The following is a 14,591-nucleotide window of genomic DNA, read 5'->3' as shown; positions in this document are numbered from 1 at the left end:
CGATGCAACCGCAACTGCCAATCGACGTTGATCCCGAAACCGGTGTCTGGACCACCGACGCGCTGCCGATGCTTTACGTGCCGCGCCACTTCTTCACGAACAACCATGTCGCGGTCGAAGAGGCGCTCGGACGCGAGGCGTACGAAGAGATCCTCTACAAGGCCGGCTACAAGTCCGCCTACCACTGGTGCGACAAGGAGGCGCAGTTGCATGACATCAGCGGGATGGCCGTGTTCGAGCATTACCTGAAGCGGCTGTCGCAGCGCGGCTGGGGGCTGTTTTCGATCCTGGAAGCCGATCCGGCGACGGCGAGCGCGCGCATCGCGCTGCGCCACTCATCATTCGTGCTACAGCAGCCGGAAAAAAGCGGCAAGCTTTGCTACATGTTCGCCGGCTGGTTCGCCGGCGCAATGGACTGGGTCAACGACACCACGCCCGCGGGCAAGGGCAAGGGCGCCCCGCGCGCGCAGTCGAAGGAAGTGCAGTGCGCAGCCGAGGGGCACGATCACTGCGTGTTCCAAGTGTCGCCGATCGCACGCTGACACCGAGGCCCTTCCGCACTACGACAAATACGAGACACACCAACGCCAGAGGTCGTCCGCGATGCGTTATCCCCACTTGTTCAAACCTTTGCAGCTCAATCAGCTGACGCTCCGCAACCGGATCGTGAGCACGGCGCACGCGGAAGTGTATGCCGAGCCGGGCGGCCTGCCCGGCGACCGCTACATTCGCTATTACGAAGAGAAGGCAAAGGGCGGCGTCGGCCTGGCGATTTGCGGCGGCTCGAGCCCCGTGTCGATCGACAGTCCCCAGGGCTGGTGGAAGTCAGTGAATCTCTCGACCGACAAGATCATCGATCCGCTGTCCCGGCTCGCCGAAACGATGCACCGGCACGGCGCCAAGATCATGATCCAGGCCACCCACATGGGACGCCGCTCGGCGTTCCATGGCGAGCACTGGCCGCACCTGATGACGCCGTCCGGCGTGCGCGAGCCCGTGCACCGTGGCAACGCCAAGATCATCGAGGTCGAGGAGATCCGCCGCATCATCGCCGACTTCGCCGCAGCCGCGAAGCGCGTGAAGGACGCCGGCATGGACGGCATCGAGATCTCGGCCGCTCACCAGCACCTGATTGACCAGTTCTGGAGCCCGCGCACGAACTTCCGCACCGACGAGTGGGGCGGTAGCGTTGAGAACCGGATGCGCTTCGGCGTGGAGGTGCTCAAAGCGGTGCGAGAGGTGGTCGGCAAGGACTTCTGCGTCGGCCTGCGCATGTGCGGCGACGAGTTCCATGAAGACGGTCTCGATCACGAGCAACTGAAGGAGATCGCCCAGGCGATGTCCGAGTCGGGGCTTGTCGACTATATCGGCGTGGTCGGCTCCGGCGCCGATACGCACAACACGCTCGCAAACTGCATGCCGCCGATGGCGCTGCCGCCCGAGCCGTTCGTGCATCTCGCGGCGGGCATCAAGTCGGTGATCAAGGTACCGTTGATGCACGCGCAGAGCATCCGCGACGCGGGCCAGGCCGAGCGCCTGCTCGCCAACGGCATGGTCGACCTGGTCGGCATGACGCGCGCCCAGATCGCCGATCCGCACATGGTCATCAAGATTCGCGACGGCCGCGAGGACGAGATCAAGCAATGCGTCGGCGCGAACTACTGCATCGACCGCCAGTACAACGGCCTCGACGTGCTGTGCGTGCAGAACGCCGCGACCTCGCGCGAGGCGACGATGCCGCACATCATCGAGAAGTCGCGTGGCCCGAAGCGCAAGGTCGTCGTGGTGGGTGCGGGCCCTGCCGGCCTGGAAGCGGCGCGCGTCGCGCGTTCACGCGGCCATGACGTCGTGCTGTTCGAGAAGAACACCGAAGTGGGCGGGCAGATCCTGCTCGCCGCCAAGGCGCCGCAGCGCGAGCAGATGCAGGGCATCGTGCGCTGGTTCGACATGGAGACCAAGCGCCTCGGCGTCGACCGGAGGCTGGGCGTCGAGGCGGACGCGAAGATGATCATGGCGGAGAAGCCGGACATCATCGTGCTCGCGACGGGTGGCCGGGCATTTTCCGATCAGGTGCCCGGCTGGGCCGTCGCCGAGGGGCTCGCGGACAGTTCGTGGGACGTGCTCGCCGGCCGTGTCGAGGCGAAGGAGAACGTGCTCGTCTACGACGGCGTCAGCACGCACGCCGGTGCGGGTGTTGCCGACTACCTGGCGAGCCGCGGTGCGAAGGTCGAGATCGTGACGCCAGACGTCAAGGTGGCCGACGACTGCGGCGGCACCACCTTCCCGATCTTCTATCGCCGCCTGTACGCACAGGGCGTGATCCATACGCCGAACTACTGGCTCGATCGCGTCTACGAGGAAGGCGGCAAGAAGATCGCGGTGCTGCGCAACGAGTACACGGAAGAGCTCGAGGAGCGCGCGGTCGACCAGGTCGTGATCGAGAACGGATCGACCCCGAATGACGCGCTGTACTGGAAGCTCAAGCCGGAATCGCTCAATCGCGGCCAGGTCGACGTACACAAGCTGTTTGCTTCGGAGCCGCAACCGTGCCTGTCGGAAACGCTCGGCAACGGCCGCTTCCTGTTGTTCCGCGTCGGCGACTGCATCTCGATGCACAACATCCACGGCGCCATCTATGACGCGCTGCGGCTCGTGAAGGATTTCTGACGATGAATCCGTCCCTCCTGATTACCGTTCTGCTCTGGCTGTCGGTGGCGGGGCTCGCGTTCGCGGTCGTGAAGCGCGCGTCGTACTGGCGGCTCGGCCGGGCGACCGCGCCCGGGTCGTTCGGCATCGCAAACCTGCTGGCCATCCCGAAGCGCTATTTCGTCGACCTGCACCACGTCGTCGCCCGCGATCCGTACATCGCCAGGACGCACGTCGCCACGGCCGGTGGCGCGATTGCCGCGCTGGCGCTCGTGTTCGTCAACTACGGTCTCGCCATCTACTCGCCATGGCTCGACCGGGCAATCTTCGCCGCGGCGGTCGCGATGCTGATTGGCGCGGTGTTCGTCTGGCGCCGGCGGGGCGCCAAGGACGTGCCCGCGCGCCTGTCAAAGGGACCATGGAACACGCTGCCATGGCTGCTCGGTTCGTTCGCGCTCGGCCTCGTGCTGTTCGTGGTCGTGCCGGCTGGCGTCATGTCCGGTGCGTTCGCGGTGGTCTGCGCGCTGCTGATCGGTGCCGGCGCTTTCGCGATGACGTTCGGCGCGGCAAAAGGCGGGCCGATGAAGCATGCGATCGCGGGCCTCATGCATCTGGCGTTTCATCCGCGCCAGGAGCGGTTTGCCGGCAAGCCTGACGCGTACACCGGCAACGGCACCGCCACGCCGCCGACCGCGCTCAAGCTGCCCGAGATCGAAAAGCAGGAGTACGGGGTGGCCCGGCCCGTTGAGTTCCGCTGGAACCAGCTGCTGAGCTTTGACGCCTGCGTGCAGTGCGGCAAGTGCGAGGCCGCGTGTCCCGCGTTCGCCTCGGGCCAGCCGCTCAATCCGAAGAAACTGATCCAGGATCTCGTTGTCGGCATGGCGGGCGGCACCGATGCCGCGTACGCCGGCAGCCCGACGCCGGGCATTCCGGTCGGCCGCCATCGCGGCGAGCCGAATGGCCCGATCGTGTCCGGCCTGATCGATGCGCAGACGCTGTGGTCGTGCACGACCTGCCGAGCCTGCGTGCAGGAGTGCCCGATGCTGATCGAGCACGTCGATGCGATCGTCGACATGCGCCGCAACCAGACGCTAGTGCACGGCACCGTGCCGGGCAAAGGCGCCGAAGTGCTCGCGAACCTGCGCGAGACCGGCACGATGGGCGGCTACGACACCGCGGCGCGCTATGACTGGTCGGTTGACCTCAATGCGCCGGTCGCGCAGCAGGGCAAGGCGGTGGACGTGCTGATCGTTGCCGGCGAGGGCGCCTTCGACATGCGCTATCAGCGCACGCTGCGGGCTTTCGTGAAGGTGCTGAACAAGGCGGGCGTCGATTACGCGGTGCTCGGTAGCGTGGAAACGGACACGGGCGATGTGGCCCGCCGTCTCGGCGACGAGGCGACGTTCCAGCAGATGGCGAAGCGCCTGATCGGCACGCTCGGTACGTTGTCGTTCAGGCAGATCGTGACGGCGGATCCGCACGTGATGCACAGCCTGCGCAACGAGTATCGCGCCCTGGGCTTGCGCGTCACGGTCAAGCATCACACGAGCTACCTCGCCGAACTGGCCGACAGCGGCCGCATTGCGCCGAAGGCGGTTGAAGCGCTGCGCGAGAAGGTCACCACCTATCACGACCCCTGCTATCTCGGCCGCTACAACGGCGAGACCGAGGCGCCGCGCAAGCTGCTGAAGACGATCGGCATCAAGGTGGTCGAGATGGAGCGCCATGGCATGCGTGGCCGCTGTTGCGGCGGCGGGGGCGGCGCGCCGTTGACCGATATCCCGGGCAAGCAGCGCATCCCGGATATCCGCATCGCCGATGCGCAGGCCGTGGGCGCGGAAGTGGTCGCGGTCGGGTGCCCGAACTGCACGGCAATGCTCGAAGGCGTGGTCGGCCCGCGCCCGGACGTGCTCGATGTGGCCGAACTTGTTGCGGCCTCGCTGGAGTGATTCGATGAACAAGATCCCACGTATCGATCCGCGCCGGCCGTTCGTGATCACGGCGGCGGGCCTGAGAAGGATCACGCTCGGCGAAACCGGCAGCGCGGATCCGAACGCCGCGCACTGGACCGGGCAGGGCCACGGCGCGACGGCGGCGAGGCCGCGCCGGGCGGTCAGCGATCCGCGGCAGGTACTGCTCGTCGCCGCGCACAGCGAGCGCGGAGCGCTCGACGATCATGCATGCCAGGCGCTCGCCGCGGCCGCGCTGCTAGCCGATGCGCGGACTGAGGTCGCGCTGCTGGTGTTCGGCGAGCTGAAGGACGACGCGGCGGCGCTCGGCGCCGACAAGGTCATCGCGCTGCCCGCATTCGATCGCCGCGCGTTTGCGCCCGATGCCGAGCTGCGGGCGCTGCTGGCCTGCGCGGCCGCGCTGTCGCCGAAGCATCTCTTCCTGCCTGATAACGCCACCGGCGACGGCGATCTTGGCCGCCGCTACGTGGCGGCGACCGGCGCGAGCGTCGCGACGCACGTAAACGAGATCGACGCGCGCCACGTCGGCACCTATGCCCAGGCGAAACGCGCGTTTGCGACCCGCTCGCTGCCCGACGTGATCCTGCTCGCTCCCGGCGCGGTGGACACGAAGCTGCCGTTCACTGGCGCGGGACAGGCCCTGTCCGGCGATTTCCTGCTCGGGATCGGCGATAGCTCGCAGCCGTACCGCGACCTGGGCCTGGAGGAGATCGATGCCGCACAGGTCGCGCTCGAGGAAGCGGACTTCATCGTGTCGGCCGGCAACGGCGTGGCCGATATCGGTGCGTTCGAGCAGCTCGCCGGCGTGTTCGGCGCGGCGATCGCCGCGAGCCGTGTCGCGGTCGACAACGGCCATTTCACGCGCGACAAGCAGGTGGGGGCGACCGGCAAGACGGTCGAAGCGAGCGTCTATATCGCGTTCGGCATCTCGGGCGCCGTGCAGCACCTGCAGGGCATCAAGGACTGCCGTCACGTGATCGCCGTCAACCTGGACGGCAGCGCACCCATTGCCAAGCGTGCGAACCTGACCATCGTCGGCGACGCCAACGAGACGATCGCGGCGCTGATCGAAGCGGTGCAGGCCGCGCGCCGCGCGAACGGAAAGGCGCCGGCCGCGGCCAGCGTCCGCGAACCCTTAGGAGCCGCAGCATGAATGCCCCCCAGCAAATCCGACGCATCGCGGTGCTGGTGTCGGTCGGCCGTCATCCGCTCAGCGGCGCGCGGCGCTACAGCCGCAACGACGCGGCAGCGCTCGAAATCGGCCTGGCGCTCGCGGACAAGCATCGCGCGCAACTGGCGGTGCTGCATGCGGGCGACGCCGCGGAGCCGGCGCTCGCCGAGTACCTGGCGCTTGGCGCACGTGAAGTCGAGGTGCTCGCATGCGGGGCTGCGGATGACCCCGGGCGCACATTGGCCGCGCGCGTCAAGGACTACGACCTCGTGCTGACCGGTACCCGCGCGGAAGGCGCGTACGACACCGGGATGCTGCCCTACCAGGTCGCCGCGGCGCTCGGCCGCCCGCTGCTCGCCGCGGCCGTCGATGTCGGCATCGCCGACGGCCGCGCCACCGTGCGGCAGTTCCTGCCGAAGGGACTGCGCCGGCGCGTCGACGCGGTATTGCCGGCCGTGGTGGCCGTCCATCCACTCGCGAACGCGCAGCCGCGCTATGCGTACGCACGGCTGCGTGCGGGCGCGATCCGGACCGCGCCCGCGGCGCGATTCGAAGACGCCAGCGCCGCCGCATGGACGCTCGGCGCTCCCGAGCGCAAGCCAGTCAGGCTGGCCGCCGCCGAGAAGCGCTCCGGACACGCCCGGATGCTGTCGGCGACGACGACCGAGAGCCGCGGCGGAAACGTCGTAAACGGAGGGACTTCGGTCGAAAAAGCACAAGCCATCCTCGCGTACTTACGCGAGCATCAACTCATCGACTACTGATGTTGCCGATCGGTCGGCAAACAAACAGAAAACAAGGAATCCGGAGCCAAACGATGAAAGTATCGGCAGACATTCGTGCGCTGGTGGACCGGCGCAAGCAAGGCTACAGCCTCGAGGCGCCTTTCTATCAGAGTGAAGAGATTTTCGCGCTCGATATGGAAGCGATCTTCCGCAAGCACTGGATCCACGTGGCGGTCGAGCCGGACGTGCCCGAGCCGGGCGACTACGTGACGGTAGAGCTGGGCCCCGACTCGATCCTGGTCGTGCGCGACGACGACATGCAGGTGCGCGCTTTCCATAACGTGTGCCGCCATCGCGGGGCGCGCCTGTGCAACGAGGACAAGGGCACGGTCGGCAATATCGTCTGCCCATATCACAGCTGGACCTACAACCTGAACGGCGACCTGATGTTCGCCGAGCACATGGGCGAGAAGTTCGACCGCTGCAAGCACAGCCTCAAGTCTGTCCATGTGCAGAACCTGGCGGGGCTGATCTTCGTCTGCCTGGCGGACGAGCCGCCAGCCGACTTCGCGGCGATGCGCGCCGCGATGGAGCCGTACCTGCTCCCCCACGACCTGCCGAACACGAAGATCGCCGCGCAGGTCGACATCATCGAAAAGGGCAACTGGAAGCTCACGATGGAAAACAACCGCGAGTGCTATCACTGCGTGGCGAACCATCCCGAGCTGACCGTCTCGCTATACGAGTACGGATTCGGCTATCAGCACTCGCCGGCCAACGCCGAGGGCATGGCAGCGTTCGAGAGAACCTGCATCGAGCGCGCGGCGCAGTGGGAAGCGCTGAACCTGCCGTCGTCCGAAATCGAGCGCCTGCTCGACACCACCGGCTTCCGTACGCAGCGCCTGCCGCTCGACCGCAGCGGCGAATCGCAGACGCTCGATGCGAAGGTCGCCTCGAAGAAGCTGCTCGGCAACTTCGCGCAGGCCGACCTGGGCGGGCTTTCGTTCTGGACGCAGCCGAACGCATGGCATCACTTCATGAGCGACCACATCGTCACGTTCTCGGTGATTCCGCTGTCTGCCGGCGAAACCCTGGTGCGCACGAAGTGGCTCGTCCACAAGGATGCGCAGGAAGGTGTCGACTACGACGTGGAGAACCTGACGGCGGTGTGGAACGCGACCAACGACCAGGACCGCGTGCTGGTCGAGTATTCGCAGCGCGGCGCGGCAAGCAGCGCGTACGAGCCCGGCCCGTACTCGCCGTTCACCGAAGGTCTCGTCGAGAAATTCTCAGCTTGGTATATCCGCCGGCTCGCCGAGCAGATGGGTGACTAGGCAAAAGCGAAGAAAGGGGAGATGGAGATGATGCGCGATGCGGTCCAATTCGAGCCCGCCGACAGCCGGGTGACGCGCGTGGCGTTCTGGAGTGCGCTCCCTGAACGCTGGACGAGCGACATCGAGGAGACGCTTGTGTGCTGCCACGTGCGGCAGGAAACGCACGATGTGAAGAGCTTCTTCTTCCATTCGCCGGAGGGCCGCGCGTTCGTGTTTGAGCCGGGGCAGTTCATCACGCTGGAGCTCGAGATCGAGGGCGAGACGATCAACCGGTGCTACACGATCTCGTCGTCGCCCGCGCGGCCGCATACGCTCGCCATCACGGTCAAGCGGGTGCCGGGCGGCAAGGTGTCAAACTGGCTGCACGACAACTTGCGGCCGGGCGCGCCGATCCGGGTGCTCGGCCCGGCCGGCGAGTTCACCTGCGCGCGGCATCCGGCGCGCAAGTATCTGTTCCTGTCCGCGGGCTCGGGTATCACGCCGCTGATGTCGATGAGCCGTGCACACCACGATCTTGGCGAGGATCGCGACATCGTGTTCGTGCACAGTGCGCGCACGCCAGACGACATCATCTTCGCTCGCGAGCTGGACCTGATCGCGTCAAACCACGCCAACTTCCGCACTTCTTTTGTATGCGAGCGGGTCGGCGCGCGTACCAACTGGGCGGGCATGACGGGCTTCCTGTCGCTGCCGCTGCTGAAGCTGATCGCGCCGGACTTCATGGAACGCGAGGTCTTTACGTGTGGGCCGGCGCCATACATGAAGGCGGTGCGCAACCTGCTCGACGAGGCCGGCTTTGATCGCAGGCGCTACCACGAGGAGAGCTTCTCGTTCGAGACGCTGATCGCCGAGGCCGAGGCCGCAGTCGACGTGCCGGCTGCCGACACCGCACCGGCGACCAACGGCGATGCCGGCACGGCGCAGTTCAGCGTCAGCTTCGCCAAGAGCCACCGCGAAATCCTCTGCAGTTCGGGACAGCATGTACTCGACGCGGCGCGGCAATCGGGCGTGCGGCTGCCGGCGTCGTGCACCCAGGGCATGTGTGGCACCTGCAAGGTCAAGCTCGTGTCCGGCCAGGTCGAAATGAAGCACAACGGCGGCATCCGCCAGCGCGAGATCGACCAGGGGATGGTGCTCTTGTGCTGCAGCAAGCCTCTGTCGGATCTCATCATCGATAAGTAGGGCAGGCGCCTGCCACGCGGATGACGGTCGATGAGGACCGTCGGGCCGCTCTCTCGACGATTCTAAGTACACGGGGCGTTTCCGCCCCGGCCAATGGAGGTATGCCATGAAGCTGCTTGCGAAGCTGTTTTTTACCGGCGCGGCGTCGGTGATGATGACATGGAGCGCGTTCGCGCTAGGGGATGCCAAACCGACCTTGAAAATAGGCTACGTCGAGGGTTGGGACGACAGCGTCGCGACGACCAACGTCGCTGCGCGGATCATCGAGAAGAAGCTGGGATACCCGGTGCAACTGGTGCCACTCGCGGCGGGCGTGATGTGGCAGGGTGTCGCGCGCGGCGATCTCGATGCGACGCTATCCGCCTGGTTGCCGGTTACGCAGGGCGCGTACTGGGACCAGTTCAAGACCAAGGTGGTCAATCTCGGCCCCAACTTCACCGAGGCAAGAATTGGCCTGATCGTTCCGGAATCCGTGAGCGCGAAGAGCATCGACGACCTGAACGCGCAGAAGGGGAAGTTCGAAGGCCGCATCGTCGGCATAGATGCTGGCGCCGGCGTGATGCGCAAGGCCTCCGAGGCGATCAAGAGCTATGGCCTCAGTTATTCGCTGATGCCGAGTTCGGGCAGTGCGATGACAGCGGAACTGGCGCGCGCGATGAACGCGAACAAGCCGGTGATCGTGACCGGCTGGGCGCCGCACTGGATGTTCGCCAAATGGAAGCTGCGTTTCCTCGACGATCCGAAGAAGGTGTTCGGCGATGCCGAGCACGTCGACAACATCGTGAATCCGGGGCTTGAGGCAAAGGCGAAGCCGGTCGTCGGGTTCCTGAAGAAATTCCAATGGAAGCCAGGCGAGATCGACAGCGTGATGCTGGCGATCCAGGGCGGCACGAAACCCGACGCGGCCGCCGATGCGTGGATCTCCGCGAACGCGGAGCGCGTCAATGCGTGGATCGAGGGCGAGCGTTAATTCGTCAAGCGATACAGGAGAATCACCAGGCACCGGCCACGATCGCATTGCGCGCGTGGCCGGTGTGCATTAGGGCTTACTGAAACACGACCGTCCGGTCTCCATTCAGGAACACCCGTCGCTCGATGAAGGCCTTGACGGCGCGCGCGAGCGTGATGCACTCGACGTCGCGTCCGACAGCAAGCAGTTGCTCCGGACGGTACGAATGATCAACGCGCTCGACGGCCTGCTCGATGATCGGGCCTTCGTCGAGATCGTCGGTGACGAAATGCGCGGTCGCGCCGATCAGCTTGACGCCGCGCGCATGCGCCTGGTGGTACGGCTTCGCACCCTTGAAGCCAGGCAGGAAAGAGTGGTGAATGTTGATCGCGCGATGGGCGAGCCTGCCGCTGGTCGCGGGAGACAGCACCTGCATGTAGCGGGCGAGGATCACCAGTTCCGCGCCGCTCGACTCGAACAGGTCGAGCCACTGCGCTTCCTGTTGTGCCTTGGTCTCTGGCGTGATGGGGAAATGCCGGAACGGGAGATCATGCTGCCGGGCGAGCGGTTCCAGGTCGGGATGGTTCGAGGCGATCCCGACGATGTCCATCTTTAACTCGCCCATTCGCCAGCGGAACAACAGGTCCGCGAGGCAATGTTCGAGCTTCGACACCATGATCAGAACCTTCGGACGCGCGAGGGCGTCATGGATCGCCCATTGCATGCCGAAGCGATCCGCGATCGGCGTGAATTCCTGCCGCAGTACGTCGATGACAAGCGCTTCTGAATGCGTTGGATGAAATACACAGCGCAAGAAGAAGCGATTGCTCAGGTCGTCATCGAAAACGGTCAGCTCGTCGATGTAGCAGCGGTGCCGCTCGAGCAAGCCGACGACCGCGGCCACCTGGCCAGGCGCGCTGGGGCACGCCAGCGTGAGAACGAATGGTTGTGAGCGGGGCATGGCGTCCATGGGATTCCTTTATTGGGGTGGTGTGGCGGGCGGACGCGTCGAGCGCCTGCGCGGGCCATGCGCGAAGTAGAGCAGGCTGCATGGCAGGCCGGATAGAACCGAAGCGCCGCGTGGCTGGTATCGGCGCGCCAACGCACGGTGCTACCCGATGCCGGTGTCTTCAGCAAGCTCGCGCGGGCGGGTCGCAATCGATCCATTCGGCGTCGCTTGCGCACAAGCCGGGCCGGACCATCGGTTGCCACGATTGGCGGTGTCGCATTTGTGCAAGCCCTTGTCGGAATTCATCGGCAGGAGAGGGCCTTTTCTGGCAACTATGTAGGTGATCGCACCGTTTCTGTTTGTGATGCGACGAACCGAATTTGCCAAAGCATTCCAGGGAAGACGTAGCAATGCACCGCCAGCGCCTTTCGGATACTAGGAAGTCGCGGGCATGCCATATGACGTATGAGTCCCCGCAGGACCAGGAGAAGGTTTCGATGGATAGTCCCAAGGTCGTGGTCGAAGGTCTGTGCAAGGTATTTGGAAGCAATCCGCAGCAGGCGCTCGACATGCTCGCCGCCGGTTCGACGAAGGACGAAGTGTTCAGGCGGACCGGCCAGGTCGTCGGCGTGCATAACGTGTCGTTCGACGTTAACGAGGGCGAGATTTTCGTGCTGATGGGCCTGTCCGGCTCCGGCAAGTCGACGTTGATCCGTCTCGTCAACCGGCTCGTCGAGCCGACAGCCGGGAAGGTGCTGATCGGTGGCCGCGATGTGGCCGCCGTAAGCCGCTCGGAACTGATCGCGCTTCGTCGCAAGGACATGAGCATGGTGTTCCAGTCGTTCGCGCTGATGCCGCAGCGCACCGTGCTGTCGAACGCCGCGTTCGGGCTCGAGGTCGCCGGCGTCGGCCGGACCGAGCGTGAGCGCAGGGCGATGGATGTGCTGGAGCAGGTCGGGCTCTCGACGTTTGCGCAGAAGCTGCCGCGCGAGTTGTCCGGGGGCATGCAGCAGCGCGTCGGCCTTGCGCGGGCCCTTGCGGTCAACCCGTCGCTGATGATCATGGACGAAGCGTTCTCCGCGCTCGATCCGCTCAAGCGCAAGGAAATGCAGAACGTGCTGCTGCAGCTGCAGAAGGAGTCTCGCCGAACGATCATGTTCGTGTCGCACGATCTGGAGGAAGCGTTGCGCATCGGCAGCCGGATCGCGATCATGGAAGGTGGCCGCCTGGTCCAGGTCGGGACGCCGCAGGAAATCATTGCGAAGCCAGCCGACGACTACGTCCGCACGTTCTTCGACGGCATCGACACCAGCCGCTACCTGACTGCCGGCGACCTGATGCAGACGGACGCCGTGCCGGTCGTGTCAAAGCTCGATACGCCAAATCTCGACGCGATGCTGAACGGCCAGGCCGGATGTGCTTTTGTGCTCGATGCCCAACGCAAGCTTCGAGGCTGCGTCATGCGCGATGCGGCGGCGAGCGTGCGGCCCATCGAAAGCATCCGGCGCGATGCGTCGCTTGAACACGTTGTCGAGCGCGTCGTGGCGAGCCCGAACGCGCTGCCAGTCGTCGACGACAACGGTTGCTACTGCGGCTCGGTCGACCGTGCCGTCATCCTGAAAGCCATCACGCACCTGCGAGGTCACCATGTCTGAAATCCTTCCGCTCGGCCACTGGGTCGACAAGTCCGTCCATTACCTTCTCGATCACGACGCGGCGACGTTCGACGCGGTCGGGCGAGCGATCGAGGGGCTCGCCGCAATGATCGAGCGGAGCCTGCAGGCGGTGCCGATGTGGCTGATGATGGCGTTCTTCATTGGCATTGGACTCTGGCGCGTCGGCTGGCGCTTTGCGATCTTCACGGCCGCGTCGCTGTTCGTGATCTTCGCCACGGGATTCTGGGATCAGACCGTGATTACGCTGGGCCTCACGCTGTCGTCGACGATCATCAGTCTGATTCTTGGCGTTCCGCTCGGCATCTGGGCGGCGAAGAGCCGGGTGGTTGCGGCCATCGTGCGCCCGATCCTTGACCTCATGCAGACGATGCCGGCCTTTGTCTATCTGATTCCTGCCGCGATGCTGTTCGGACTGGGTCGCGTGCCGGGTATCCTGTCGACCGTGATATTTGCGATGCCGCCCGCGGTGCGCCTGACCAGCCTTGGGATCCGCCAGGTGAACATGGAGATCGTTGAAGCCGGCTATGCGTTCGGCTGCACGCCGTGGCAGTTGCTGTACAAGGTGCAGTTCCCCAACGCGCTGCCGTCGATCATGCAAGGCGTCAACCAGACCATCATGATGGCGCTGTCGATGGTGATCATTGCATCGATGGTAGGCGCGGGCGGCCTCGGCAACGAGGTGCTAGCGAGCATCCAGCGGCTCGATATCGGCCTGGGCTTCGAAAGCGGCCTGTCGGTGGTGCTGCTGGCGATTGTCCTTGACCGCATTACGGAGAGCTTTGGGCGCGCACCGGGCACTGCGAAGGCGCCGCTGTTCTCGGGGCTCAGGCAGCTGTTCAGTGCCAAGACGGCGACGGCCCACGCCTGATTCCGGCTGATCCGTTCGCCAGGAGAGCGATGTGAGGTCCGTTGCCGCCGCGCTGGCTCACAGCGCTCCACCGCCGATGTCGACGCTCGCGCATTTCGGCTTCCTGACGTTGCCCGATTTCTCGATGATCGCATTCTCGAGCGCGGTCGAAGTGCTGCGGATGGCGAACTATGTCGGGCGTGCCGAACATTACACGTGGTCGATTTATTCGTCCGAGGGCGCGCCGGTGCGGGCGAGCAATGGTATCGCGGTACGGCCGACGCGCGCGCTCGATGCCTCGGAATTGCCGGACGTGATGATCGTCTGCGGCGGCATCCGCATCCGCGATGCCGTTGACGATGGCACGCGCATGATGCTTGCGCGACTCGCCGGGCAGAATATGCCGCTCGGCGGCATCTGCACGGGTGCCTACGCGCTGATGTCGAGCAGTCTGCTCGACGGTTACCGCTGCGCCGTGCATTGGGAGAACCGATCCGCGCTGCACCACGAGTTTCCGCTGGTGCAATTCGCCGACGAACTGTTCGTCATCGACCGGGACCGGCTTACGTGTACGGGTGGTACCGCACCGATCGACATGATGCTGAACCTCGTCGGCCTGCGTTTTGGCCAGCAAATGGCCGCGCAGGTCTCCGAACAGTTCATTCTCGAGCGGATCCGTGGCGCGACCGATCCACAGCCGATCCCGGTCGATGCACGGGTTGGCCTCTCGCGGGCGGAGCTGGTCGAGGTGGTGCGGCTGATGGAGGCGAATATCGAGGAGCCGCTGTCGCTGGACGAGCTGGCCCGGCTGGTTCAGCTGTCGCAACGGCATCTGCAGCGGATCTTCAAGTTCTATCTGAATGTGTCGCCGACCCACCACTACTTGACCCTGCGCCTGAAGCGCGCGCGCGAGCTGCTGCGCACGACCAATGCGTCAATTGCCCGTGTCACGGCCGTCTGCGGATTCCATTCGCCGTGCCACTTCAGCAAGGCGTACCGCGCCCAGTTCGGTCATGCGCCCAGCCATGAACGCCGACCGACCCGATGATCGCTGCTGGCGGGGCACGAAGCGCTCGCCAGGGCCGCGGATACCCGGCCTTCAGACGCGCAACGGAGTGCGCGATATTGCGCCAGCTTGACTA

12 protein-coding genes are annotated in these 14,591 nt (G+C 65.4%); 11 read left to right on the top strand and 1 reads right to left on the bottom strand.

Annotation, left to right across the window (positions count from 1 at the left end):
- Positions 1-2: 2 nt before the first annotated feature.
- The 8 genes from ACOCMH_RS00650 to ACOCMH_RS00615 all read left to right on the top strand — a co-directional run bounded on the left by ACOCMH_RS00650 (position 3) and on the right by ACOCMH_RS00615 (position 9,998).
- Positions 3-542: a DUF5943 domain-containing protein gene (locus ACOCMH_RS00650; RefSeq protein WP_427307271.1), complete on the top strand. Its 540-nt coding sequence runs from the start codon at positions 3-5 to the stop codon at positions 540-542.
- Positions 543-603: 61 nt separating this feature from the next.
- On the top strand, positions 604-2,667 hold the full coding sequence (locus ACOCMH_RS00645; protein WP_427307270.1) for an FAD-dependent oxidoreductase: 2,064 nt from the start codon (positions 604-606) through the stop codon (positions 2,665-2,667).
- A 2-nt stretch (positions 2,668-2,669) separates the two neighbouring features.
- Positions 2,670-4,595 carry a (Fe-S)-binding protein gene (locus tag ACOCMH_RS00640; protein ID WP_427307269.1) on the top strand — a complete coding sequence of 642 codons (1,926 nt, stop codon included), beginning with the start codon at positions 2,670-2,672 and terminating at the stop codon, positions 4,593-4,595.
- A 4-nt stretch (positions 4,596-4,599) separates the two neighbouring features.
- Positions 4,600-5,769, top strand: a complete 1,170-nt coding sequence (locus ACOCMH_RS00635) for an electron transfer flavoprotein subunit alpha/FixB family protein (protein ID WP_427307268.1) — start codon at positions 4,600-4,602, stop codon at positions 5,767-5,769.
- Positions 5,766-6,551, top strand: coding sequence for an electron transfer flavoprotein subunit beta/FixA family protein (locus ACOCMH_RS00630; RefSeq protein ID WP_427307267.1), 786 nt, complete (start codon positions 5,766-5,768; stop codon positions 6,549-6,551). Before ACOCMH_RS00635 ends, ACOCMH_RS00630 begins: the two co-directional genes overlap by 4 nt.
- 53 nt (positions 6,552-6,604) lie before the next feature.
- Positions 6,605-7,846, top strand: coding sequence for an aromatic ring-hydroxylating oxygenase subunit alpha (locus ACOCMH_RS00625; RefSeq protein WP_427307266.1), 1,242 nt, complete (start codon positions 6,605-6,607; stop codon positions 7,844-7,846).
- A 27-nt stretch (positions 7,847-7,873) separates the two neighbouring features.
- Positions 7,874-9,028, top strand: coding sequence for an FAD-binding oxidoreductase (locus tag ACOCMH_RS00620; protein WP_427308454.1), 1,155 nt, complete (start codon positions 7,874-7,876; stop codon positions 9,026-9,028).
- Positions 9,029-9,134: 106 nt separating this feature from the next.
- Positions 9,135-9,998 carry a glycine betaine ABC transporter substrate-binding protein gene (locus ACOCMH_RS00615; protein WP_306854120.1) on the top strand — a complete coding sequence of 288 codons (864 nt, stop codon included), beginning with the start codon at positions 9,135-9,137 and terminating at the stop codon, positions 9,996-9,998.
- Positions 9,999-10,074: 76 nt separating this feature from the next.
- On the opposite strand, the gene purU is transcribed toward ACOCMH_RS00615, so the two are convergent.
- On the bottom strand, positions 10,075-10,947 hold the full coding sequence (gene purU, locus ACOCMH_RS00610; RefSeq protein ID WP_427307265.1) for a formyltetrahydrofolate deformylase: 873 nt from the start codon (positions 10,945-10,947) through the stop codon (positions 10,075-10,077).
- Between the two features lie 476 nt (positions 10,948-11,423).
- On the opposite strand from purU, the gene ACOCMH_RS00605 reads away from it, so the two are divergent.
- From ACOCMH_RS00605 to ACOCMH_RS00595, 3 genes are all read left to right on the top strand, one after another.
- On the top strand, positions 11,424-12,581 hold the full coding sequence (locus ACOCMH_RS00605; RefSeq protein ID WP_427307264.1) for a quaternary amine ABC transporter ATP-binding protein: 1,158 nt from the start codon (positions 11,424-11,426) through the stop codon (positions 12,579-12,581).
- A complete protein-coding gene (gene choW, locus ACOCMH_RS00600) occupies positions 12,574-13,470 on the top strand; it encodes a choline ABC transporter permease subunit (RefSeq protein WP_427307263.1) in 897 nt (298 codons plus the stop codon). The genes ACOCMH_RS00605 and choW overlap by 8 nt, the downstream gene beginning before the upstream one ends.
- 76 nt (positions 13,471-13,546) lie before the next feature.
- A complete protein-coding gene (locus ACOCMH_RS00595) occupies positions 13,547-14,497 on the top strand; it encodes a GlxA family transcriptional regulator (protein WP_427308452.1) in 951 nt (316 codons plus the stop codon).
- The last annotated feature ends 94 nt before the right edge of the window (positions 14,498-14,591 follow it).

This window comes from Cupriavidus sp. H39 (assembly GCF_050271075.1).
GTDB classification, from domain to species: domain Bacteria; phylum Pseudomonadota; class Gammaproteobacteria; order Burkholderiales; family Burkholderiaceae; genus Cupriavidus; species Cupriavidus necator_B.
The sequence above is the reverse complement of the archived record's forward strand: the minus strand, read 5'-3'. Positions and strand labels throughout refer to the sequence as shown.

Excerpts from the sequence above, each read along its gene's own strand:
- ACOCMH_RS00650 (WP_427307271.1), top strand. The coding sequence starts at position 3 with ATGCAACCGCAACTGCCAATCGACGTTGATCCCGAAACCGGTGTCTGG.
- ACOCMH_RS00645 (WP_427307270.1), top strand. The coding sequence starts at position 604 with ATGCGTTATCCCCACTTGTTCAAACCTTTGCAGCTCAATCAGCTGACG.
- ACOCMH_RS00640 (WP_427307269.1), top strand. The coding sequence starts at position 2,670 with ATGAATCCGTCCCTCCTGATTACCGTTCTGCTCTGGCTGTCGGTGGCG.
- ACOCMH_RS00635 (WP_427307268.1), top strand. The coding sequence starts at position 4,600 with ATGAACAAGATCCCACGTATCGATCCGCGCCGGCCGTTCGTGATCACG.
- ACOCMH_RS00630 (WP_427307267.1), top strand. The coding sequence starts at position 5,766 with ATGAATGCCCCCCAGCAAATCCGACGCATCGCGGTGCTGGTGTCGGTC.
- ACOCMH_RS00625 (WP_427307266.1), top strand. The coding sequence starts at position 6,605 with ATGAAAGTATCGGCAGACATTCGTGCGCTGGTGGACCGGCGCAAGCAA.
- ACOCMH_RS00620 (WP_427308454.1), top strand. The coding sequence starts at position 7,874 with ATGATGCGCGATGCGGTCCAATTCGAGCCCGCCGACAGCCGGGTGACG.
- ACOCMH_RS00615 (WP_306854120.1), top strand. The coding sequence starts at position 9,135 with ATGAAGCTGCTTGCGAAGCTGTTTTTTACCGGCGCGGCGTCGGTGATG.
- purU (WP_427307265.1), bottom strand. The coding sequence starts at position 10,947 with ATGGACGCCATGCCCCGCTCACAACCATTCGTTCTCACGCTGGCGTGC.
- ACOCMH_RS00605 (WP_427307264.1), top strand. The coding sequence starts at position 11,424 with ATGGATAGTCCCAAGGTCGTGGTCGAAGGTCTGTGCAAGGTATTTGGA.
- choW (WP_427307263.1), top strand. The coding sequence starts at position 12,574 with ATGTCTGAAATCCTTCCGCTCGGCCACTGGGTCGACAAGTCCGTCCAT.
- ACOCMH_RS00595 (WP_427308452.1), top strand. The coding sequence starts at position 13,547 with ATGTCGACGCTCGCGCATTTCGGCTTCCTGACGTTGCCCGATTTCTCG.